Here is a 23,874-nt window from a genome sequence, read left to right as displayed (position 1 = left end):
AATATCGGCTTTTAGGCCGCTTCCAAAATTTAAAGGTGTTAACAACGGGTTAAGAGGGGTGGAAACGCAAGGGTTCATTAATTGTGTAGGCAGCCCAGATGTGTCACTACGATACTGTTGAGGCGGGCTCATGCCGCGCGCCTTTGCCGACAGAGTGGATAATGGTAGTGTTTTGATACCTTTCGTTTGAAAAATCGGCTATCTACTCTGAAATGACATGCTTATCCGTCCGTCCTGGATGGAAGGCTGGCACGGCAAAGGTTCTTTCCGGGCGAAGGCGGTGGCCCGGATGCGCTGCCGGTCTGGCCGGGAATTGCGAGGCATATCGGAATGGCGAATAACAAGTACAATGAATCGATAGAGGACAAGGCGTTCAAGGCATTGGACGAGGCGCTTCAGATCGATTTCGGCCAGGAGAACGTGCCGTCTCGCCGCGGTAACGCGCCCCACGCCCCGGAGGCTAATGTGACTGACCCATCCAATGCCCGTAATCAGTCCCAGGAAGAAGCACAACGCCGCCGAGGCCGCGCTGCCCGCACAGGCGACCAGCAGGCTCGGGCACCGGCCTTCGCCCCCGCTAATGATGCCAGCCGCAATTCACCCGCCTCGCTTCTGAAGTCGCTGGAAAACGGCTCCAGCCGCCCTGCCCTGCGCATGGCCACTTTCATTTCCATCCTGTGGGTCATCATCGGCCTCGGGCTGATGTTCATGCTCTATGGGCCGCAGATCTCGCAGATCCGCTCGCTGACCGATCTTGCCGCTCTACCGGGCGTGATCGCCGGCGTCGTCGGCATCATCGTGCCTGTCATGATGTTCTATGCCTTCGCCATCATGATCGCGCGCGCCCAGGAAATGCGCAACGCCGCCCGCTCCATGGCTGAAGTTGCGCTGCGCCTTTCCGAACCGGAAACCATCGCCTCCGAACGCATCATGACGGTCGGCCAGGCCGTGCGCCGCGAAGTCTCGGCGATGAACGAAGGCATCGAGCGCACCATTGCGCGGGCCTCCGAACTCGAAACGCTCGTGCATTCCGAAGTGAATGCGCTGGAACGTTCCTACGCGGATAACGAACTGCGCGTACGCGGCCTCGTCCACGAGCTCGGCTCCGAGCGCGAAGCGATCGTCAACCATGCCGACCGCATCCGCTCCTCCATCGCCGGCGTCCACGACCAGCTCAAGGAAGAGCTGTCGCTTGCGACAGAAGAGATCGCCATCCGCCTTGCGACCTCGGGCGAAGCCTTCGCCTCGCTGATCGATACGCGCGCTGCCGCGATCATGGAGAAGTCGGACAGCGCCATGCAGTCGCTCGGCACGCTTTTGGCCGCCAAGACCGATACGCTGCTCCATACGCTGACCGCGTCCGGCCTTGCGATTGGCAATGAATTCGACAACCGCCTCGACTCGCTGACCAACACGATCAACGAACATGGCGAGCGCCTGCTCACCCAGTTCGAGACGCGCGCCTCGACGATGGATGCGAGCACCGAGCGCCTGAATGCCGCGCTGCAGGAGCGCACCCAGCAGCTCAACGAAATCCTGATCACCCGCACGCGCGATATCAATCAGAGCCTGACATCGGGCGAACGCACCATCGGCGGCACGCTCGACGACGTGCTCTCCAGGCTGAACGCCGCGCTCGACGAAAAGGGTGCAAGTTTCCGCCAGAGCCTGCAATCGACGGCCGACGATGCCGTCATGGATCTCGACGTGCGCTCCGGCTTCTTCGAGGAACGTCTGCAGACGACCGTTGCCCAGCTTTCGACCGCCTTTGACGAACGCGTCTCCGAATTCACCGATGCCTTCGACAAGCGCGCCGGCTCGCTCGACACCAAGCTCATCGAAAGCCTCACCCGCATCAACGAGACGCTGTCGGGCAACGCCGATTCCATCGATAACATCCTCAATTCCAATATCGATCGTCTGAGCATCTCCATGAGCGAGCAGTCGCTCACACTGGCGACCGCCTTTGCGACCGGCCAGGAAGTGCTGGAAAGCACCCTTGCCAGCCGTTCGGAGGAGATCACCTCGGCGCTGACGACCCGCACCGGCGAACTGGGTTCGGCGCTGAGCAACGCCACGTCGGAAATCTCGCTGGCGCTCGCAACCGGCACGTCCGAACTGCAGAACAACCTCGCCGCCCGGGCAATCGAATTCCGGGATACGCTGCAGACKACCACGACCGAAATCGCCACTGCCGTCGATAGCGGCACCGAAAAGGTCACCGGGGCATTCGGCGGTCGCGCCGAGGAACTGAGCAGCGTTCTCGCCGCTCGTGCTGCCGAGATCACCGATGCGCTGAAGACTGCCCATACCGGCCTCGACAGCGTGATGGCGGAACGCGGCGGCGCGCTGATCGGCGCCCTTGCCGACCATCACACCCGCTTCGACGAAGCGCTCACGAGCCGTTCCGACGCCATCATCAATGTCGTGTCGGGCACGCATGACCGCCTCGCCGAGACGCTCGACGAGAAGGCGATGGCGCTGGCGATCTCGCTGAACGAGACGCAGTCGCGCATCGAGGACACGCTCTCGACCCATTCGGAATCGCTCATCAGTGCCGTTTCCGGCACCAATGACCGCCTCGCCGAAACGCTGCAGCAAAACCAGGCCCGCATCGAGGATACTTTCGCGGCCCGGTCCGAGTCCTTCTTCAATGCCATCTCCGGTACGCATGATCGCCTCTCCGATACACTGGATGAAAAGGCGATGGCGCTTGCCATCTCGCTGAACGAAGGCCAGGCCCGTATCGAGGATACGCTTGCGACGCGCTCGGAAGCCATCATCGATGCCGTCTCCGGCACGCATGAGCGTCTCTCCGAAACGCTCGACGAAAAGGCGATGGCGCTTGCCATCTCGCTGAATGAAGGTCAGGCCCGTATCGACGATACGCTTGCGACCCGCTCGGAGGCGCTGCTCAGCGCCGTTTCCAGCACTCATGACCGTCTCGCCGAGACGCTTGATGAAAGGGCGATTGCGCTCGGCATCTCGCTGAACGAGGTGCAGTCGCGCATCGAGGATACGCTCTCGACCCATTCGGACGCGTTCATCAGTGCCGTTTCGGGCACGCACGACCGTCTCGCCGAAACGCTCGACGAAAAGGCCATGGCGCTTGGCATTTCGCTGAACGAGACGCATTCGCGCATCGAGGATACGCTGTCGACCCGGTCGGAAGCGCTCATCAGCGCCGTCTCGGGCACGCATGACCGCCTCGCCGAAACCCTTGATGAAAAGGCGATGGCGCTTGCCATCTCGCTGAACGAAAGCCAGAGCCGACTGGAAGACACGCTGACGGCGGGCGCCGACGCTCTCGTCAATGTGGCCACCGGCACGCATGACCGGATCGCCGCATCGCTCGGCGAAAGCCAGTTCCGCATCGAGGAAGCGCTCACCAGTCGCGCCGAATCCATCGTCCATGCCGTCACGAACAGCGCCGACCGCCTGTCCGATACACTTGACGAAAAGACCATGGCGCTCGCCATTTCGCTCGATGACGGCCAGAGCCGCTTCGAATCCGCGCTCGAAAACCGCAGCAACGCCATCATGGACACCGTTGCCAGCGCCGAGGAGCGTGTTGCCGGCGCCTTTGCCGACCGCACGGAAGCGATCCGCGCTGCCTATACGGGCAATCAGGCGCGTCTGGAAACCGCGCTTGCCGAGCACACCTCCACCCTGTCCGAAGCCCTCGATGCCGGCAGCGCCCGCATGGAAGGCATCATCGGCGGCATGACGGGTCGCATCGAGGTTGGCATGACCGACGCCCAGCTGCGTATGGCCGCCCTTGCCAACGATGCCGCGAGCAACGTCGAAGGTGGCCTTGCCGCCGCCCATGAGCGCATCCGCGCCACASTTGACGATCGCACCAATGCCATCAACCTGACCCTGAGCGAGGCCCATAACCTCATCAACGACACGCTCTCCGAACAGGCGACCTCGATCGGTACGTCGGTTGCGACGAGCATCGGCATGCTCGAAATGTCGCTGGAAGATCGCGAGGCTGCGATCCGCAATGCGATCGACAAGAGCGCACAGACACTCGAGGATCGCATGCGCGAGGGTGCCGGCCATATTGCCGGCCGCTTCCAGGAAGCCGCCAACACGATCTCGCGTTCCGCTGCAGATTTCTCCGGCCATCTCGACCATTCCGTCGACAATCTCACGGGCCGCTTCACCGAGACCGGCGCCCGCGTCGAAGCCGGCCTTGCCGCCATCGAGGCCCGCATTGCCGATGGCGTCGGCGGCGTGGCCGATAAGGTCGATGCTGCCGGCAGCCATCTCTCCGGCGTGCTCGAGGACGGCATTTCGCGCCTCGGCGCGCTCGGCGACGACACAACGCAACGCATCGCCGCAACCCTCGGCAGCAGCGCCGCAAACCTGACGCATGCGCTCGACAGCCGCACCGCCAGCCTGACCGAGGCCCTCGACAGCCGCGCCGCCAGCTTGACGGAAGTCTTCGACGGCCGCAGCGCCAGCCTGACGGAAGCACTTGATGTCGGCAGCGCCAACCTGACCCAGGCCCTCGACAGCAGCAGCGCAAACCTCGCGCATGCTCTCGATAGCCACAGCGCCAATCTCACCCAGGCTCTGGACAACCGCCGGGCGCATCTTGCCGAAACGCTCGACAGCGGCAGTGCAAACATGGCGCAGTCGATCGACGGCCGCACCTCGGCGCTGAGCGACATGATGGATCGCGGCAACGAGCGTATCACCGAACGCTTGTCCACCATGGACCGCGCTCTGACCGTCGGCCTCGAGGCCGTCAACCGTACGATCGAAGGCAAGGCCGCCGGTCTGGCTGCAAGCCTGCGCAACGCCGTTGCCGAAGCTGCCGAAGGCATGGATGGCGAAGCCACCAAGTCCTCGGAACTGCTCAGCCGCACCGGCCAGCAGTTCGCCGAAGCCATGGACGAGCGCTCCTCGCAGATCGTCAACCGCGTCGCCGAGGCACAGAGCCGCCTCGCCGGCCAGGCTGCCGCCGTTGCCCAGACCTTCTCCGAGGCCGGCAATGTCATCGTCAACAAGGTGGCGGAAGCAGAAAGCATCGTCAGCACCCAGGTCAACGCCATCAATCACGCGCTCGCCGATGCCGGCCAGACGCTGGAAGCGCATGGCAACTCCATCCGTTCGACGCTGACGGATGCCGGTGGCCAGATCACCTCGAGCATGGCTGATGTCGACCGCGCGCTCGAAGCCCGCACCAGCATCATCCGCTCCAGTCTGGAGCAGCGTGCCCGCGAAATCGACACGACGCTCACCGATATCGACAGGGCGCTGGAAGCACGCGGCAACTCGATCCGCGCAACGCTCGACGAGCGCACCCGTGACCTCAACTCCATGCTGGCCGGCCGCTCCACCGAGCTGACGCGCATCCTGGACGAGACGGCCCGGCCGATCATCGACCGCTACACCGATGCCGGCCAGGAAGCTGCCGCCCGCATCACCGCCGCCGCAAGTCTCAGCGCCGAACGCCTGCGTGCAGAAAATGACGCTGTCACCCAGGCCATCACAGCGCGCGCCGAAAACGTCGCCAATGCCGTCGCCGCCATCGAGAACAGCCTGACGAGCAACGTCAACGGCCTCGTCCAGCGCATGTCGGAAAGCAGTGCGGCAATGGCTGTCATGATGACGCGCGCCGCAGACGAGCTGACCGGCGTCGACGGCCGTCTCAGCGACACGACCTCGCGCTTCACCGACTCCGCCGCCAAGGCCGCCGAAATGGTCTCTGCTTCCACCCGCCTTCTCGAAGGCAAGGTCGACCGCCTGTCGGATATATCCGGCCAGACGCTCGCCCAGGTCGGCAGCATTATCGGCCGCTTCGACGACCACTCGAAGGTCCTGGGCCAGGCATCGCATCTCCTTGCCGCAGCCCAATCCGGTCTCGTCTCTACGCTGGAAGAGCGTGAAGGCGCTCTGCAGACCCTCGCAGCCGGGCTCGTGCAGCGTTCGGCCGAAATCGAAAAGACCATGCGCGGCCTCKGCGGCATGATCGAAACGGTCTTCGAACGCGCCGAGCAGCGCTCCAACCAGGTCACCGGCACGCTGCGCCAGAGCGTCCAGGCCTCCTTCGCCGATATCGGCCGGGTGCTCGCCGATACCGAAAAGCGCGCCGAGGACGCCGCCTCCACCATGCGCGACGCGATCAACCGCGCCGGCGAGGAAGCCAATGCCACGATCGACACCAGCTTCGCCAATGTCGAGCGACGCTCCGGCGATCTTTCCAACCGCCTGCGCGGCGGCCTGACGGCTTCGCTGTCGGAAGTCGAACGCATGCTCGGCGAGGCAGGCCGCGCCTCCGACAATGCAGCACAAAGCCTGCGTGAATCGCTGCGCGATGCGATCGACGAGGCGGTCGGCCGCTTCTCGGGCGCCACCGAAGAGATCCGCCGCTCGGCAACCGATATCCGCAACGAACTCGATGCTACCCGCGCCGAACTGAAGCGCGGCGCCTTCGACCTGCCGGAAGAAGCCAAGGAAAGCGCGTCCGCCATGCGCCGCGCCGTCGCCGAGCAGATCAAGGCCCTGCAGGACATCTCGCAGATCGTCGGCCGCTCCAGTCAGCGCCTGGAGCTCTCCGAGCCGGTCGCCCGCACGCTGGCACAGGCCGAGCCTGCTCCGCGTGTTGTCCAGCCGGTGATCCCGACTGCACCTGCCCCGCAGCCGGCACCAACGGCGCGCCAGTCGATCGAATCCATGGGTCTGCGTGGCACCATCACACCGACCCCGGCGGCAGCGCCTGCGCCCGCTCCGGCTCCTGCTCCGCAGCGTCCGGTTGCCCAGGCCCCCCAGCCAGCTCCGACCCCGGCTCCGGTTCGCCAGGAAGCTCCGCGCACGGAACCCACGAGCGGCGGCTGGATCAGCGATCTTCTGCGTGGCGCCTCGCGTGACGAGACAGAGGAAGCACCGCGTGCCCCGGCCCGTCCGGTAGTGGAAGCCGCCGCTCCGGCCCCTGCTCCCACCCAGCGCGCCAATGACAGCCGCAACCCGCGCCATGTCGTTGAATCGCTGAATTCGCTCTCGGTCGATATCGCCCGCGCCATCGATCATGATGCCTCGGTTGACCTGTGGCGCCGCTACCAGCGCGGCGAGCGCGACGTCTTCACCCGTCGCCTCTACACGCTGAAAGGCCAGCAGACCTTCGACGAGATCAAGCGCAAGTATGACCGCGAACCGGAATTCCGCACCGCTGTCGACCGCTACATCGGCGATTTCGAAAAGCTGCTCGCCGATGTCGCACGCACCGATCCGAACCGCACGGTAACGCAGTCCTACCTGACCTCTGACACCGGCAAGGTCTATACGATGCTTGCTCATGCGGCAGGTCGTCTGAGCTGAGTTGTCGGGCCGTAAAGGGCACGTCATGGGATAGTGAGACAAAAGGGGTCATCTGTGGATGGCCCTTTTTTATTGCCCCGGCTCCTTCATTCCGTCACAAACATTCCCGATCCGCATCCACCAGATTGGGTCGCCAGATCCGMCAGACCCTCGCCAAGCCACTTGCCAAGCCAGTAGCTTGCCACGACAGAGACAGTAGACATTGATGACCAAGACGACCTCCCGGCTGATGGCCGCCGCCTTCTCGTCCGTATTTCTTCTGGGCGCGTTCATTCAGGCCGAAGCCGGCCAGGCAAGCTTCCTCGTGGATGCTCAGACCGGCCAGGTTCTGGAGGCGTCCAATCAGGATGATCTGAACTATCCGGCGTCGCTCACCAAGATGATGACGCTCTACCTCACCTTCCAGGCGCTGCACGACAAACGCCTGACTTGGGACCAGAAGCTCACCATGTCGGAAAATGCCGAGAGCAAGGAACCCTTCAAGCTCGCTGTCGGCGCCGGCCGCAAGGTCACCGTCAAGGAGGCCGTCGAAGGCATCGTGGTCCTGTCGGCCAATGATGCCGCTGTGGCGCTTGCCGAACAGCTCGGCGGCTCCGAACAGGCCTTCGGTACTCTCATGACGGACAAGGCCCGCCAGCTCGGCATGAAGGACACCGTCTTCAAGAATCCGTCGGGCCTGCCGGATCCGGAGCAGGTCACCACGGCTCGCGACATGGCCACACTCGGCGTTTCGCTGATGCGTGACTTCCCCGAGGAGTTCAAGCTCTTCTCCATGCGTGGCTTCCAGTTCCGCGGCATGAAGCTGCGCGGCCACAACAATCTCATGTACCGCTATAGCGGTGTCGATGGCATCAAGACCGGCTTCACGGATGCTTCGGGCTACAATGTCGTAACGTCAGCGGCAAAGGACGGGCGCCGCGTCGTCGGCGTCGTCATGGGCGAAAAGACCGCCAGCCTGCGCGACGACAAGATGGCCGGCCTGCTCGACAGCTACCTGCCGTCCGCTTCGACCGCCACGGCCTCGGCAACGGGCGGCACGCCGACGATGACGGATGCTCAGCCAACGAAATGAGGCGACGAGCGCAAGCTCTCTGGTGTTTGATTGTTCGCCGATGGACGTTCAATGTCAGTGGATCACTGCAATCGGTCGTTTCGGGAAAGAAATCGTTGCTGTTCTTTCTGGAGTTCGTTCTTCGGAATGCAGCCGCGCAACCACCCATAGTTCATGGCGGAGCCAGAAAACGCCGCCTTGCTCGATTCCGGGCTACCTCTTCGTACCGTCCATTGAAGAAGCGAACCTGGCAGAATACCGGTTTTTTGGCAGCCAAATCGCACGCATTCGAATTGGATCGATTTGTCTGCTGGGGTGCAGCTGAAGCCGAGAGCGCGGAGTTTCGTGGCCATCGTGGCCTCTTTTCCGTTTACTTCCGAAACAAGCCTTTCGACAAACGCCTTGTACTCGTTCATGGCAAGAGGCGGTGAAGCGGATGTATTGCTCGTAGCATCCTGGGCTTGCACACCGCTCCAGCCTTCAAGGAAGGCCAGGAGCGCAAAAGCCACATTGCGCGTTATTCCAAGCTGCGATCGACGAGCCAAAACCCCACCTCCGGCTCCCGCCTATTAGATTGACTTCAGCGTCCAGCCAACAATCTGGTCGGTGACCGATGTAAAGGCACGGCCCAATCCCTTGACGAAGCCCACGTTGTCGCCGCCGGCCGGAGCAGTGGCCCGGAAGACCTGCTGGGCACGCACTGTGCCGTTTCGATCGTTGAGGATCTTGGCGGAAATCTCCACCACGGCCTTGTTGCCAGACGCTGCGTCGATCTCGAAGGAGCGGATGTCGGTGACGACCTGATAATCGATCGCCAGTCCCTGCCCCGGCTTTCCGACGCCGCCGAGCTTGCCGGAATTCTCGAAGGCCTGGACGAGCTTCGACTGCACCATGCGCGGCAGCGTGTCGCTCCACTGGGCGCGCGACAGATACTGGATTTCGGAGGGTGAAACGCGGATGACGATCTGGTCGCTGTTCAGCGCCTTCAACGCCGTCGGATCGGCAATCAGGATCTGCCGGGTCTTGGCTGATGGACCGGTACCATCCACAGTGGCTGCAGAGAGATCAAAGGTGTCGTTCTTCGCCGCCGTCCCGCAGCCCGCCAGAAGCGCTGCCGTCAGCGGCAAAATAATCGCCGTCCCACGGATCCAGGAACGGCGCGACATCGAATGCGATAAACCCATATTACGCTACCTCTGAATTCCGTTTAGYGCCGCGTGCGCCCGTCATATTGTTTAACCGTCGGTCCGCCGAAAATGATCCGTTGCGGGTTCTGGTCGAAATTGGTGATGGCATTGTTGAGGTTGTTCGCGGTCCCGCGCAACTCGTTGATCAGCGTCTCGACATCACGCAATCCGCTGCCCGAGAACTTCTGCAGATTGTCGGCGATCGGCCCGATGCGGGCATTGACGTTGTCGGCGACCTTCTTGAACGATTCCAGCGTGGCGCGCGCCTCGGTGAAGAGCGAATTCGTATTGTCGGAGCCCAGCAGCGCGTCGACCTTGATGAGGATACCGTCGACGCGGGTCGAAGCAGAGTTCAGCTTGTTCGCCATCTGCTGGACGTCCTGGATCGTTTGGTCGATATCCTTGCGGCGGTCCGACACGGTGTTGGTCACGTCGCGGATGGAGGCAACGGCGGCGCGCGCATCCTTTGTCGCCTGGGCAATATCGTCGACAGAACCCTTGACCTTATTGGCGTCGATGGCGGCGACCAGCGTATCGACACGATCGAGCGTCACCTGCGCCTTCTTGCCGAATTCGTTATAGGTCGTGACCGTCTGATCGAATTTGGCGACCAGGCCCTTGAGATCGCCCGAGGCGTCGGCCACGTCGCGGCTCACCTTCTCGGCATTGGCCAGGATCGTGTTGATCTTCTTCGCATCGACGGCCTTCACCAAATCCTCGACGGCAGCAAGCGTCGAATCCACACGGCCTGAAACGTTCCGAACGGTGTTGGAGAGATCGCCGACACTCTGCAGGAAGCTGTCGATATTGCCGGAATTCTTGGCGAGCGCATCCGAGAAGGTCTCGGCATTCTGCAAGGTCTTGGTCAGCGGTCCGCGCGCATCGCGCACGAAGCCCTGCACGTCACCGACGGCATCATTGGCGCGGTCGAGGATCTTGTCGGCCGTTGCAAGCAGGTTGGTCACGCTCGACTGGTCGGCGACGATGACGGCGCGCTTGCCGCTTTCCAGCGCCTGCTGGAGAATGTTCTTGTCTTCCTTGCGGCCGCCCGAGAGCTCGATATAGGCCGCACCCGTCAGGCCCTGGATTTCAAGGGCTGCCTTGGTGGAGGGATAGATCGGCGCATCCGAGCGCACCTCGGTGAAAGCCAGCGAATATTGCGGATCGTCGGCATCGATGGACAGCGTCTGCACCGAACCGACCTGGATACCGTTGAATCGAACAGGCGAACCGACGCTCAAACCGTTGGCAGAGCCCGGAATGCGCACGATCAGCTCGGCCATCGGCCCGCTGCGGCCATATTCGGCCATCCAGTAGACGAAGCCGAATGCGGCCGCGATCACCAATACGGTGAAAAAACCGACGATCGTGTAGTTGGCTTTGGTTTCCATCGTCTCCGGTCACTTCCCGCTGTCATGCTGCGCCCGGGCCGCCGGCGCGTCGTCCTGCGGCACGATCGAACGCGCGCGCTTGCCCTTGAAGTAGGCCTGAACCCACGGATCGTCGTAGGCCAGCATGTCGTCGATCGTTCCTTCCACCATTACCCGCTTCTTTCCAAGCACGGMAATACGGTCGCAGACGGAAAACAGGCTGTCGAGGTCGTGGGTCACCATATAGACGGTTAATCCCAGGCTATCGCGCAGATTGGCGATCAGCTCGTCGAATTCCGCCGCACCGATGGGATCGAGGCCGGAAGTCGGCTCATCGAGAAAGACGAGTTCGGGGTCGAGGGCCAGTGCGCGGGCGAGCGCCGCGCGTTTGATCATGCCGCCTGAGAGTTCGGAAGGATATTTGTCGGCAGCGTCGGCGGCGAGCCCCACCATGCGGATCTTCAGATGCGCCAGTTCATCCATCAGCGTAACAGGCAGATCCAGATACTCGCGCATCGGTACCTGGATATTCTCCTTCACCGTCAGCGAGGAGAAGAGCGCGCCCTGCTGGAACAGCACGCCGAGCCGCATGTCGAGCGCATTGCGCTCCGGTTCATCCAGTTCGTCGAAATCCTGGCCCAGGATCTTGATGGTGCCGGAACGGCGCGGCAGCAGGCGGAGCACCGTGCGCATCAGCACCGATTTACCGGTGCCCGAAGCGCCGACGAAGCCGAGGATTTCACCGCGGTAGATATCGAGGTTGAGCTTGTCGAGAACCACTTTAGGCCCGAAACCGACCGTGACGTCGCGCGCCGACAGCACGACATCGCGTTCCGCTTCCCCGGCCTCGTTTCTGGTCGATTCGATTGGTTGCTGATCCACGCCGCCCGCCATGTMAGAAATCAATCGCTGCATAGAACATCGCAAAAAGTCCGTCCATCAGGATGACGACGAAAATCGCCTTCACGACGGCGGCCGTCACATGCTGGCCAAGCGATTCGGCACTGCCGCCAACCTTCAGGCCCTCAACGGCTGCGACGATGCCGATGACCAGCGCAATGAAGGGCGCCTTGATCATGCCGGCCAATATGGTCGAAAGCGTCACGGCCTCATGCAGGCGCGACAGGAAGGTGGCAAACGTAATGCCCGAATAAAGATAGGCGACCGCAGCCGCACCCCCGAGCGAGGCGAAGTTGGCAATCACCGTCAGCAGCGGTAGAGCGACTGTCAGCGCCACCAGCCGCGGGAAGATCAGCACGCCGATCGGGTTGAGGCCCATCACCTTCAGCGCGTCGACTTCCTCGCGCATCTTCATGGAGCCGATTTCGGCGGTGATGGCGCTGCCCGAGCGGCCGGCGATMATGATGGCGGTCAGAAGCACGCCGATTTCACGCAGCTGAAGAATGCCGACGAGATCGACGACAAAGATCTCCGCACCGAAATAACGAAGCTGGAAGGCGCCCTGCTGCGCGATGATCGCGCCGATCAGGAAGGACATCAGGAGGATGATCGGAACGGCGCGCACGCCCATATGGTCGATCTGGTTGACGATCGAGGCCGGCGAAACGCCGCTGCCGCGGCCGAACTTCATCTGCGCGCCGCGCACCGCCGATCCCAGGATATACATGGCGGCCGCCACATTGTCCCAGACATCGAGCGTCATCCGGCCGATCGGCGCGAAGATAAGCTGGGCGATCGAGAGCTTTTCCTTCTGCTCCGGCTCCTGCTTTTCAGGATCCTTGGAGAAGGTAGCGATCAGCTCGTCTATATGCTCGTTCGTACCCTCGAAACGAACCGCGCGGCCGGCCGCTTCCTGCTGTTTCTTTAGCCGGCAAAGTAGCCAGATGCCGGCCGTGTCGATATCGGTGACACTGGAAAGATCGAGCGTCAGGTCGCCGCTGTTGCTGCGCGCCAGTTTCTCGAAATCCTGCAGGACGAGGTGGATGTTGGCGCTGCGCCAATTGCCTTCAAGATGCACATGCTGCCCCGAGCCCTCGGCTCGGTCGTCCACATGCAGCGAGGCGGCGTTGCGTTTCTCGGACTTCAAATGACTTGTGTCTTTCAATGCTTGCAGCGACAGTTCCGACTCGCGAACCTTATCGTTCGCCGCCCAGCGCGTTAATATACAGAAGCACCGCGCAATTTCCATGCTCGCAGGAGAGCAATTATGCCGCGTCACCTTGATATCCAGATGAATTCATTCCCGATTGCCGGCACTTTCACCATTTCCAGAGGGGCGAAAACCTCCGCCGAGGTGATTACCTGCACGCTGAGCGAATCAGGCAAGAGCGGGCTTGGCGAATGCGTGCCCTATCGCCGCTATGGCGAGACGATTGAAAGCGTGCTCGCGCAGATCGAATCGGCCCGCCCGCTGATCGAGGAAGGCATTTCGCGCGCCGAACTTTTGCATGCCATGCCACCCGGTGCGGCGCGCAACGCCGTCGATTGCGCCCTTTGGGATCTGGAGGCCAAACTGTCAGGCAGGAGCGTCGCCTCCCGCCTCGATCTCAGGCATCTGAAGCCGCTGACCACGGCCTATACGATCTCGCTCGGTGAGCCCGACGTCATGGCAGCGCAGGTCCGCACACATGCGCAGCGCCCGCTTCTGAAGGTCAAGGTCGGCACCGGCGACGATGAAAGCCGTATCCGTGCGGTGCGTGAGGCGGCCCCCAATGCGGCCATCATTCTCGATGCCAATGAGGGCTGGCCGGAGGATCGGCTGGAACATCATCTGCGTATAGCGGCCGAAGCCAATATCGCGCTGGTCGAACAGCCGCTGCCGGCCGGTCGCGATGACATGCTGGCCGAGATCGCCCGCCATGTTCTCATCTGCGCCGATGAAAGCGTGCATCACACCGGCGATCTCGCAAGCCTCGCCGACCGCTATGACGCGATCAACATCAAGCTCGACAAAACCGGCGGCCTGACTGAGGCGCTGGAAATGAAGGAAGAAGCGCAGCGGCTCGGCTTCTCCATCATGATCGGCTGCATGGTCGGCACTTCGCTTGCGATGGCGCCCGCCGTTCTGTTGGCGCAGGACGCCGATTTCGTCGATCTCGATGGTCCGCTGCTCCTGGCCCGCGATCGCGAGCCCGGCCTGAATTATGCTGGCTCCCTGGTATTCCCGCCCGAAGCCAACCTCTGGGGCTGAAGGTAATAGGCGATGATGACAAGGGTGAGCCCGAAGGCGGCGACACAGGCCATCACGTAATAGCTGTAGAGGCCGAGCGCGGCGTAGATATAGCCTGACGCAATGGTCATCAGCCCCGAGGCCATGCCGATATAGAAGAAATAGRCGCCCTGGGCTGAAGCTTCCTGCGTCTCCTGCACCGTGTCGATGATGCGCCGCTGCACGCCGGTATGCACGAAGGCATAGGTGAAACCGTGCAGGCACTGCAGCGTGAAGAAGCCGAGAAAACTCGTCTCCGTCGGAAAGAACACCCAACGGCAGACGCTGACCGCACAGCCGAAGCGGATCAGCGTCCAGGCATTGAAGCGGCGGTTGAGGCGTCGGGAGAGGAAGAAGACCGTCACTTCCGAGGCAACGCCGGCACTCCAGAGAATGCCGACCTCTGTTCCCGAGAAGCCGAGATGGTGCCAGTAGATCGAGGAAAAGGCGTTGAGCAGCGCGTGGCTCGCCTGCTGGATCGAAACGCCGAGCAGCAGCAGGAGCAGATGCGGTTCCCTCAGCCCGCTGCCTGTCGTCGCCGGAAGGTTGATCGGCTGGCCGCGTCGCCGTGTCGGTCCGATGCGTGGACAGAAGATCGCCATGGCGATGGTCAAAATGAAGCCGAAGATCATGATTGGCAACACCATGCCGCCACCCCAGCGGCCGACCAGTTCGCCGCCGAGCATCGTCGAAACGATGAAGGCGATGGAACCCCAGACGCGCATCGAGCCATAATCCAGCCCCCAGCGGCGCACGCCTGATATCACGATGGATTCGACGACTGGCACATAGGGCGCGAAAGTGGCACCCTGCAGCGCAAAGACGATCAGCACCGACCAGAAGCTCGACGTCCAGTAGAGCGCCACCGCCGTCAGCAGCGATAGCGCCCCCGACCATAAGAGCACATGTGCGCGCTCCGGCATGCGGTCCGCAAAGACAGCCACGATCGGCGCGACGAGAACGCGCACGATCATCGGCACGGCCAGGATGGTGCCGATCTGATGATCGTTGAACTGGTGGGTCGAAAGMCAGACGGGGAAGAAGGGCAGGACGATACCGTTGACCAGCAGCGGCGCGCTGTAGCAAAGCGCGCTGAGCAGCCGGAAGCGCGGCGGCGCTCCCTCACCCGTCGAGGGATTTTGTGCGGGAATCATGATGGACCTGAAGGAAACTGTGCGTTGCCTAACACATCCAATCAAGCACGACTATGGCGAGAAATAGCCCAATCGAAACGATTAAAAAAAATAAACCAAAACGATTTAAAAAATAAATAGGGCCCGTCGCCAAGCGGCAACGGGCTAAATTCCTGGGTGTACCGGCAGAAAGCCCGCCGGCACGGTACGCGCGCAATATTCAGGCGGCCTGCGGGGCGAAATCACCCTCTTCAAGCAATTCGATGGAGGTCAGTGCCGGCACGTTGCTGGTCAGCGCGCGCCAGGTGATGAGTTCGAAAGTGCCGTCTTCATGCTCGACGATTGCCGTGCAGCTTTCGACCCAGTCGCCGGTGTTGATATAGCKGATGCCTTCCATATCCTCGATCACGGCGTGATGGATATGGCCACAGATGACGCCGTCGGCGCCGCTCTTGCGGGCTTCCTCGGCAACCACGCGCTGGAACTCGCCGATGAAATTGACGGCATGTTTCACCTGCAGCTTGGCCCAGGCCGAAAACGACCAGTAGGGCATGCCGAGACGGCGGCGGATCGCGGCAAGCACGATATTGATGCGGATCGCCGTGTCATAGGCCCAGTCGCCGAGATAGGCGAGCAGTCGGGCGTTGCGCACAACGACGTCGAATTCGTCGCCATGCAGGACGAGGTACTTCTTGCCGTCGGCGCCGTCATGGATGATGCGGTCGACGACTTCGATGCCGCCAAAATGTGTGCCCGGAAAGGCGCGCAGGAATTCGTCGTGATTGCCGGGGATATAAACGACGCGCGTACCCTTGCGCGCCTTGCGCAAGAGCTTCTGGACCACGTCGTTGCAGACCTGCGGCCAGTACCAGCTGCGCTTCAGGCGCCAGCCATCGATGATATCGCCGACGAGGTAGATCGTGTCAGCCTCGTGATACCTAAGGAAATCCAGCAGAAAATCTGCCTTCGCAGCCTTGGAGCCGAGATGCACATCGGAAATGAAGAGGGTGCGGAAGCGCCGGGGTTCCATCATGTCTATCACAAGCCTTTCCGCTCGTGTCCCATCGTTCTTCGTCTAGCCTTCCAAAATCAGACTCGTGTATCAGGAAGATGACAAAACGCAGGAAAGCCCTGCGAAGCCGATCAATCCACCGGTCAGAGCGTCCCTGGTGAAGTGCCGCAATCCGATCAGGGAAGGCTCTAATGTCAGCTCCCCTTTACCGTCCGGGTCAAAAAGTTCCCCTGCGGCCATTTCCGTACTGTCCAGGCCGGTCGATTGATGTATGGAGGAGTCTTCAAAAGACTTTGAAGGACGATTGGAAGCGGCGATGGATCACCAGGAAAAATCCCAGGAAAAAGCCAAGACGGAAACGAATCTGACGGGCGGCAGCCTCGACGAACAGGCGCTTTTCTTCCACCGCTATCCGCGCCCCGGCAAGCTGGAAATCCAGGCGACCAAGCCGCTCGGCAACCAGCGCGACCTGGCGCTCGCCTATTCTCCCGGAGTTGCCGCTCCCTGTCTCGCCATTCGTGACAATCCGGAACAGGCGGCCGACTACACGTCCCGCGCCAACCTCGTCGCCGTGATTTCGAACGGTACTGCCGTTCTCGGTCTCGGCAATATCGGCCCGCTTGCCTCCAAGCCGGTCATGGAAGGCAAAGCCGTTCTCTTCAAGAAATTCGCCGGCATCGACGTCTTCGATATCGAAGTGGATGCTGCAAGTGTCGAGCAGATGGTTTCCACCGTCGCTTCGCTGGAGCCGACCTTCGGCGGCATCAACCTCGAGGACATCAAGGCACCGGAATGCTTCCAGATCGAGAAGCAGCTGCGCGAGAAGATGAAGATCCCGGTCTTCCACGACGACCAGCATGGCACCGCGATCATCGTTGCCGCCGCGATCCTCAACGGGCTGGAACTCGCCGGTAAGAAGATCGACGAGGTCAAGATCGTCGCCTCCGGTGCCGGTGCGGCGGCACTTGCCTGTCTTAACCTGCTCGTGACGCTCGGCGCCAAGCGCGAAAACATCTGGGTCCACGATCTCGAAGGCCTCGTCTATGAAGGCCGCGTCGAGCTGATGGACGAGTGGAAGGCAATCTACGCCCAGAAGAGCGACACCCGCACGCTCGCCGACAATATAGGTGGCGCCGATGTCTTCCTCGGCCTGTCCGCTGCCGGCGTGCTGAAGCCGGAACTGCTTGCGCAGATGGCCGACAAGCCGCTGATCATGGCGCTYGCCAACCCGACGCCGGAGATCATGCCGGATCTCGCCCGCGCCGCGCGGCCCGATGCGATGATCTGCACCGGCCGGTCGGACTTCCCGAACCAAGTCAATAACGTCCTCTGCTTCCCCTATATTTTCAGGGGCGCGCTGGATTGTGGCGCCGAGACGATCAACGAGGAAATGAAGATGGCCGCCGTGYGCGCCATCGCKGCCCTCGCCCGCGAGGAGCCTTCGGACGTCGCCGCCCGCGCCTATTCCGGCGAAACCCCTATTTTCGGCCCTGACTATCTCATCCCCTCGCCCTTCGACCCGCGTCTCATCCTGCGCATCGCGCCTGCCGTCGCCAGGGCCGCTGCCGAAAGCGGTGTCGCGCGTCGCCCGATCGCCGATTTCGATGCCTATCTCGACCAGCTGAACCGCTTCGTCTTCCGCTCCGGCTTCATCATGAAGCCGATCTTTGCGGCCGCGAAGACGGCAGAGCGCAAGCGCGTCATCTTCTCCGAAGGCGAAGACGAGCGCGTGTTGCGCGCCGCCCAGGTGCTGCTTGAAGAAGGCATTGCCGAGCCGATCATCATCGGCCGTCCGCAGGTCATCGAAACGCGCCTGAAGCGCTACGGGTTGCGCATCCGCCCGCTACAGGATTTCGAGGTCATCAACCCCGAGGACGATCCGCGCTTCCGCGAATATGTCGATCTTTATCTGCAGCTGGTCKGCCGCCGCGGCGTCATCCCGGAAGCCGCCCGCACCATCGTGCGCACCAACACGACCGTCATCGGCGCCCTGGCGTTGAAGCGCGGTGAAGCGGATGCGCTGATCTGCGGCCTCGAAGGCCGTTACGAGAAACATCTGCGCGACGTGCGCCAGATCATCGGCAAACGTAAGGATGTCTGTGATTTCTCAGCCCTCAGTCTGATGATCTCGCAGCGCGGTGCGACCTTTTTCACAGACACCTATGTGACCTTCAATCCGACAGCCGAGGAAATCGCCGAGGCGACGGTGCTCGCTGCCGAGGAAATCAAGCGTTTCGGCATCACKCCGCGCGCCGCCCTCGTCTCGCATTCGAACTTCGGCTCGCGTGAATCCGAAAGCGCTACCAAGATGCGCAATGCGCTGCAGTTGGTGCGCGAGGCGGCCCCCGATCTCGAAGTCGACGGCGAAATGCACGGTGAAAGCGCGATCTCCGAGGAGCTGCGCCGTCGTGTCATGCCGCACACGACGCTGCATGACGAAGCCAACCTGCTGGTCTTCCCGAACCTCGATGCGGCCAACATCACCCTCGGCGTGGTCAAGTCGATGACCGACGGATTGCATGTGGGCCCGATCCTGCTCGGCACGGCAATGCCCGCCCATATCCTGGCGCCGTCGGTGACCTCGCGCGGCGTGGTCAACATGGCGGCGCTTGCTGTCGTCGAGGCATCGCAGCCGGCTTGAGCCGGTTGCCCGTTCTCATTTGAAATCAGGCCTATCTCAAAATCAGGGACTCCGTATCGACCGGCGTCCCTGATCAGCCAGCGCATCGGCGCGCTCATTGCCATCGGTGCCTGAATGGCCCTTGCACCAGGCGATACCTATCATCGGGTTCTGCGTTAGCTCGACATCGAGGGCCTTCCAGATCTTCGCATCTGATATCACCCGGTTTCTGKCCTTGCCGTTCGGGTTGCTTTTCTTCCAKCCATTGTTTCTCCAGATCGGACGCCAGCCGTTGCAGCCTTCCACGGCATAGACGGATTCCGACCAGATGACCGCCGCTGCATCAGCTGCTGTGCGGTTGATCCATATTGCCGCCTCGAGCACCGCGGTCACTTCCATCGTGTTATTGGCCGTATCCTTTGCGCCGCCGAAGCCGGATGCGATTTCGACGCCATCGCGATAGGCGACAAAGGCCCATCCCCCGTGGCGGGAGCCGGGCTCAAAACAACCGTCCACGAAAACGTGAAGTCCGCCTCGGGCATCCGGTATTGCCCAAGTCGTTTCCGCGGCGGCAGCTTCGTCAGAAATATCTGTCATGTCAGCTGTTTAGCTATGAACCTTTTTCCGGGCGGGTGCAGGAGAGATTGKAATGGAACCATCAGGCTTGCTGGATAAGGTCGCAAAAATGCGCTAGGAATTACTCCGAGCTTATTAAGGGAAATACGTTAAGACAAAGCGCGGTGGATTGAAGCCGCAATCGACAGATAAATGCTTTTCTCTTTCCGGAACGACGTCGTGAAGCGCCGAAACCTGTATCTCGTTTTCTATCTGGCATTCGCGGCTCCTGCGGTGGCGCAGACCAATGCGATCTGCGAGGATCTGCGCGGGCGCCTTGCCGACTTGCCGCAATCGATCGGCAATAACGGCCTGGAGATGCGCCAATATGCGGGCGCGCTTGCCGAACAGAACCTGGAATTGCGTAAGGTGCGCGGCGATCTGCGTCGGTATGGCTGTACCTCAGGCAGCATGGTGGTCGTCGGCGGCRAGAATGCCGGCTTCTGCACCGAGCTCGAGCAGGCTGAAGTCAAGATGGTGGACAATATCAGCTTCCTTCAGGATCGCCGGAACGAATTGCGCCAGTCCGGTACGGATGCGGCCMGCGAGGGCCTGATGGCCGCACTCGAGGACAATGGCTGCAACAGCGACAGCTTTGGCGAACCCGCTCCGAGMGACGTCTATGCTCCAGCTCCGAGCATCGAAGAGCAGGCCATGCGCGGCGACACGTTCATTCCGCTCGGCGGCGGCGAGCACTATGGCCTGCCGCGCGCCGAAATGCTCTCGCCTGTCAGCACCATCTGCGTGCGCACCTGCGACGGCGGCTTCTTCCCGATCAGCAACAACGCCACTTCGGTGGATTTCGGCCGCGATGCGGCGACCTGCTCGAAGATGTGCCCAGGCGTCGAGACGGAGCTCTTCTATCGCGACGTTTCCAGCACCGAGACCTCGAACATGATCTCGACGGCGACGGGAACGCCCTACAGCGAGATGAAAAACGCCTTCGCCTACAAGACCCGCGCGCCCGGCGAAAAATCCGCCTGCTCCTGCAATCTGACTGCCTATTACGAGCAGATGCGCAAGAGCCAGGCTGCCTATGCGCCGGCACCCGAACCGAAGGGCTCGATTACGACGATCAAGACGGAAGCCCCGAAGGCCGCGAGCGCGCCGCCTGCCCCGCAGCCGCAGGTGGCGGATCGTCCCTATGACCCCGCCGGTAACAAGGTCCGTCAGGTCGGCCCGCAATTCCTCGCCGGCGATCAGGGCAAGATCGATCTCGCCAATCCTGCAACATCGGGCCCGCAGCCCCAACAACAGCAGCAATAGGGTACGATCTCGGCCGTCGGGACAGCGTCTTCAGTTTGAGGCGCGATGCTCCCTGAACGCTGCCGCCAGCGTGCGCAGTGCCGCGCGCGATTTGGCATCCGTCAGCGTCGAGTGCAGCACGACCTCCGAGGATGGTAGCGACGGCAGGCCGAACCGCTCGCTGACCTCGACCGTACCGACGGGTGCCAGGCGATAGGAAAAGGTCGAGACAGCAAGCCCGGCCGAAACGGCTGCTGTCACAGCCGAAGAGCCGCCGCCGAGGAAGACTTCCGCCCAGGGAATGCCCGCCGCATCGAGCGCCCGGGTGCAGACATCCCGCACCCTGCAGTTGGGCGACAGTGCTGCAAGACGCAGCGGCTCACCGCGGCGATATTCGAATTGCGGCGTTGCGAACCAGCCGAAATGCTCCGGTGCCAGAACCTCGCCGTCGCGCCGGTCCTCGTCCCGACGGACGATCGCCGCATCCAGATCGCCGCGGTCGAAGGCTGCAAGCAACTCGCAGGAATTGTCGAGCCGGACCTCGATCGTCAGCCCCGGATCATGGGCATTGAGGCGCGCAAGCAGCGTCGGCACTTCCGGGCCGGCGACATGGGCCGCAATGCCCAGCCTGAAATGACGGCGCGACGAGGAAAGTGCGGCGACCGCCCGGTCATGGGCCGCGAGGAATTCCCGTGCGGCATCAAGAAATACCGCGCCCTGTGCGGAAAGCCGCACCAGCCGCGGCGTGCGCTCGATCAGCCGGTGGCCGAGCCGCTCTTCCAGCCGTTTCAGCTTGACGCTGATCGCGCCCTGCGTGCTGCCAAGCTCACTGGCGGCGCGGGTGAAGCTCTTGTTCTCGGCGATCGTCACGAAGGCCTGAACGGAATCGACATCGAGCATGGTCATGGCATCTATCCGAAATTGTTGTGTCTGAAATAGTTAATCATCCAATTCTGTAATGTTCAAGCTCTGCTTATGCTGACGCAAATGGACGACATCGGATGTCACCGTTGTATGTCTCAACGTCGAAAGGCCAAAGCATGACCCCTGCCTCCCCTCCTTCCTCACGTTTCAGAGGCATTATCGCCCTGATGGCCGCTTGCCTCTCCTCGCTCATGTTCGGCCTTGAAATATCGAGCGTCCCGGCAATTCTGCCGACGCTTGAAAAGGTGCTGCATGCCGATTTCAGCGCGCTGCAATGGATCATGAACGCCTACACGATTGCCGTCACCACCGTGCTGATGGCGGCCGGCACCTTTGCCGATCGTTACGGCCGCAAGCGCGTCTTCCTCATCGGCATTACCGCCTTCGGCCTCACCTCGCTCGTCGCCGGCCTTGCGCAGGATGCCTCGCTGCTGATTGCTGCCCGCTTTCTGCAGGGTATGAGCGGCGGCATCATGCTGATCTGCCAGGTCGCCGTTCTCTCCCATCAATTCCGGGAGGGCCGCGCCCGCAGCATGGCCTTCGGCTGGTGGGGCATCATCTTCGGGATCGGCCTCGGCTTCGGCCCGATCATCGGCGTTGCCATCGTGGCAGCCGCCGGCTGGCAATGGGTGTTTCTCATTCATGCGGTCCTTGCCGTCATCACCATAGCCCTCGCTGTGACAGGCATTGAGGAATCGCGCGACCCGGGTGCGGGACGGCTTGATATTGCCGGCATCGCCACCCTTTCACTATCGGTCTTCTGCCTCGCCTTCTTCATCACGCAGGGGCCGGCCCTGGGCTTTGCCAGCCCCACGGCACTCGCCATTATCGCTCTTTGCGCGGTAAGCCTTATCGCCTTCGTCATTGCCGAGTGGCTGAACCCGCGGCCCATGTTCGATGCCTCGGTCTTCCGCATCCGCACTTTCTCGGGTGCGATAATCGGCTCGGCTGCSATGAACATCAGCTTCTGGCCCTTCATGATCTATCTGCCGATCTGGTATCAGGCCGGCCTCGGCTACGGCAGCCTTGCCGCCGGTCTCTCGCTGCTGGCCTATACGCTGCCGACCCTTGTCGTGCCGCCGTTTGCCGAGCGTCTTTCGCTCCGCTACCGGCCGGGCCTCGTCATTCCCGGCGGTCTCTTCACCATCGGCCTCGGCTTCCTGTTGATGAAGTCTGGCAGCGCCGCCACCGAGCCAAGCTGGCTGACCATGATGCCTGGCGCCCTGCTCTCAGGCATCGGATTGGGCTTCACCAACACTCCGGTCAGCAATACGACGACGGGTGCCGTCTCCAGCGATCGTGCCGGCATGGCCTCCGGTATCGACATGAGCGCCCGTATGATCTCGCTCGCCATCAACATCGCCGTCATGGGCTTCATCCTCTTCAACGGCGTCTTCTCGCATCTGAAGAGCGTCCTGCCGTCATCGATGGCGGCGGACGATCTCCGCTTGGCTGCCGAACGCATTTCCGCCGGCAATATCGCCTCCCTGCCCGATATCCCGGCCGCGACGGTGCATGATGCGCTCGTCCAGGGATTCGGCGCAGTCATGCTCTACGGCGCCGTCGGCGTCTGGCTGATGGCCGCCGCGAGCTTCCTCGTCTTCGGCCATTGGAAAGCCCCTGTTTGCGCCAGGGAATGCGATAGCCAGCCAGCCCAATGATGCAGACCCGCGCCGGCTCAACCCGGCGCGGTCTAGCCTTCAACCTGCCCCCAGCCGTCATGGAAGACCAGTTCTTCCAGCGGCATCCTTTGCCGCCAGCCTTTGACCGCCAGTTCCGGCTGCTCGTAGAGCCGTTCGACGAAGCCGGCGCAGAGCCAGCCCACCACCTCGATATGATCGGGAATGCCGAGGATTTCCTTCAGGTCGCCCTCGCGAAAGATGCTGACCCAGCCGATGCCGACGCCTTCCGCTCTGGCAGCAAGCCACAGGTTCTGGATGGCGCAGACGGTGGAATAGCTGTCCATACGCGGATTATGCGTGCGCCCCAGTACCACGCTGCCGCTGCGGGTAGGATCGCAGGTCACGCAGATGCCGAGTGGCGCCTCGACAATGCCTTCGAGCTTCAGCGAACGGTATTTTTCCTGCCGTTCGCTGTCGAACATGCGGGCCGCTTCCTCATTCGCCTTCATGAAAGCATCGCGCACCCGCGCCCTGACCTCGGCACTCTTCACCAGAATGAAATTCCACGGCTGCATGAAGCCCACGGCTGCATGAAGC

At 62.1% G+C, this 23,874-nt stretch carries 15 protein-coding genes and 1 pseudogene; 6 read left to right on the top strand and 10 right to left on the bottom strand.

What is annotated here, in order from left to right:
- The first annotated feature begins 330 nt into the window (after positions 1 to 330).
- A complete protein-coding gene (locus AC1DNW_RS29295) occupies positions 331 to 7,329 on the top strand; it encodes an apolipoprotein A-IV repeat region-like domain-containing protein (RefSeq protein WP_477855232.1) in 6,999 nt (2,332 codons plus the stop codon).
- Between the two features lie 205 nt (positions 7,330 to 7,534).
- Positions 7,535 to 8,401, top strand: coding sequence for a D-alanyl-D-alanine carboxypeptidase family protein (locus tag AC1DNW_RS29290; RefSeq protein ID WP_113312144.1), 867 nt, complete (start codon positions 7,535 to 7,537; stop codon positions 8,399 to 8,401).
- Between the two features lie 62 nt (positions 8,402 to 8,463).
- Here the strand turns inward: AC1DNW_RS29290 and AC1DNW_RS29285 are convergent, their stop codons facing one another.
- The 5 genes and pseudogenes from AC1DNW_RS29285 to AC1DNW_RS29265 all read right to left on the bottom strand — a co-directional run.
- Positions 8,464 to 8,925 (bottom strand): hypothetical protein, encoded by a 462-nt coding sequence (locus AC1DNW_RS29285; RefSeq protein ID WP_162748655.1) that lies wholly within the window; start codon positions 8,923 to 8,925, stop codon positions 8,464 to 8,466.
- Positions 8,926 to 8,949: 24 nt separating this feature from the next.
- Positions 8,950 to 9,564 (bottom strand): ABC-type transport auxiliary lipoprotein family protein, encoded by a 615-nt coding sequence (locus AC1DNW_RS29280; protein WP_113312146.1) that lies wholly within the window; start codon positions 9,562 to 9,564, stop codon positions 8,950 to 8,952.
- A gap of 23 nt (positions 9,565 to 9,587) precedes the next feature.
- Positions 9,588 to 10,958: an MCE family protein gene (locus AC1DNW_RS29275; RefSeq protein ID WP_477855231.1), complete on the bottom strand. Its 1,371-nt coding sequence runs from the start codon at positions 10,956 to 10,958 to the stop codon at positions 9,588 to 9,590.
- A 9-nt stretch (positions 10,959 to 10,967) separates the two neighbouring features.
- The gene (locus AC1DNW_RS29270; RefSeq protein ID WP_477855230.1) at positions 10,968 to 11,831 is read right to left on the bottom strand and encodes an ABC transporter ATP-binding protein; all 864 of its coding nucleotides are present in this window, start codon (positions 11,829 to 11,831) and stop codon (positions 10,968 to 10,970) included.
- A gap of 4 nt (positions 11,832 to 11,835) precedes the next feature.
- Positions 11,836 to 13,002 (bottom strand): annotated as a pseudogene (locus tag AC1DNW_RS29265) (MlaE family lipid ABC transporter permease subunit); the annotation flags it as partial.
- Positions 13,003 to 13,104: 102 nt separating this feature from the next.
- Between AC1DNW_RS29265 and dgcA the strand changes: the two are divergent.
- The gene (gene dgcA / locus AC1DNW_RS29260) at positions 13,105 to 14,088 is read left to right on the top strand and encodes an N-acetyl-D-Glu racemase DgcA (protein WP_113312149.1); all 984 of its coding nucleotides are present in this window, start codon (positions 13,105 to 13,107) and stop codon (positions 14,086 to 14,088) included.
- Here the strand turns inward: dgcA and AC1DNW_RS29255 are convergent.
- Positions 14,040 to 15,260 (bottom strand): MFS transporter, encoded by a 1,221-nt coding sequence (locus AC1DNW_RS29255; protein WP_477855229.1) that lies wholly within the window; start codon positions 15,258 to 15,260, stop codon positions 14,040 to 14,042. The genes dgcA and AC1DNW_RS29255 overlap by 49 nt on opposite strands.
- Positions 15,261 to 15,459: 199 nt before the next feature.
- Positions 15,460 to 16,272: a UDP-2,3-diacylglucosamine diphosphatase gene (locus AC1DNW_RS29250; protein WP_477855228.1), complete on the bottom strand. Its 813-nt coding sequence runs from the start codon at positions 16,270 to 16,272 to the stop codon at positions 15,460 to 15,462.
- 295 nt (positions 16,273 to 16,567) lie between these two features.
- Between AC1DNW_RS29250 and AC1DNW_RS29245 the strand changes: the two genes are divergently transcribed.
- A complete protein-coding gene (locus AC1DNW_RS29245) occupies positions 16,568 to 18,892 on the top strand; it encodes an NADP-dependent malic enzyme (protein WP_477855227.1) in 2,325 nt (774 codons plus the stop codon).
- Positions 18,893 to 18,934: 42 nt separating this feature from the next.
- On the opposite strand, the gene AC1DNW_RS29240 is transcribed toward AC1DNW_RS29245, so the two are convergent.
- Complete coding sequence (locus AC1DNW_RS29240) at positions 18,935 to 19,468, bottom strand: ribonuclease H family protein (protein WP_477855226.1); 534 nt, start codon at positions 19,466 to 19,468, stop codon at positions 18,935 to 18,937.
- 198 nt (positions 19,469 to 19,666) lie between these two features.
- Here AC1DNW_RS29240 and AC1DNW_RS29235 point away from each other — a divergent pair, with 198 nt between their 5' ends.
- Positions 19,667 to 20,752: a DUF2865 domain-containing protein gene (locus AC1DNW_RS29235; protein WP_477855225.1), complete on the top strand. Its 1,086-nt coding sequence runs from the start codon at positions 19,667 to 19,669 to the stop codon at positions 20,750 to 20,752.
- Positions 20,753 to 20,782: 30 nt separating this feature from the next.
- Here AC1DNW_RS29235 and AC1DNW_RS29230 read toward each other — a convergent pair whose 3' ends face one another.
- A complete protein-coding gene (locus AC1DNW_RS29230) occupies positions 20,783 to 21,637 on the bottom strand; it encodes a LysR family transcriptional regulator (RefSeq protein ID WP_113312152.1) in 855 nt (284 codons plus the stop codon).
- A gap of 134 nt (positions 21,638 to 21,771) precedes the next feature.
- On the opposite strand from AC1DNW_RS29230, the gene AC1DNW_RS29225 reads away from it, so the two are divergent.
- Complete coding sequence (locus AC1DNW_RS29225) at positions 21,772 to 23,316, top strand: MFS transporter (RefSeq protein ID WP_477855224.1); 1,545 nt, start codon at positions 21,772 to 21,774, stop codon at positions 23,314 to 23,316.
- Between the two features lie 32 nt (positions 23,317 to 23,348).
- Here AC1DNW_RS29225 and bluB read toward each other — a convergent pair.
- Positions 23,349 to 23,874, bottom strand: a 526-nt coding sequence (gene bluB, locus AC1DNW_RS29220) for a 5,6-dimethylbenzimidazole synthase (protein WP_477855223.1), incomplete at its 5' end; no start/stop codon positions are given.

The sequence above is a fragment of the Rhizobium sp. 05L429 genome, assembly GCF_056397645.1.
The sequence above is the reverse complement of the archived record's forward strand: the minus strand, read 5'-3'. Positions and strand labels throughout refer to the sequence as shown.

What these genes read in the sequence shown, in the direction of transcription:
- AC1DNW_RS29280 (WP_113312146.1), bottom strand. Translation starts at nt 9,564, where the DNA reads ATGGGTTTATCGCATTCGATGTCGCGCCGTTCCTGGATCCGTGGGACG.
- AC1DNW_RS29290 (WP_113312144.1), top strand. Translation starts at nt 7,535, where the DNA reads ATGACCAAGACGACCTCCCGGCTGATGGCCGCCGCCTTCTCGTCCGTA.
- dgcA (WP_113312149.1), top strand. Translation starts at nt 13,105, where the DNA reads ATGCCGCGTCACCTTGATATCCAGATGAATTCATTCCCGATTGCCGGC.
- AC1DNW_RS29230 (WP_113312152.1), bottom strand. Translation starts at nt 21,637, where the DNA reads ATGACCATGCTCGATGTCGATTCCGTTCAGGCCTTCGTGACGATCGCC.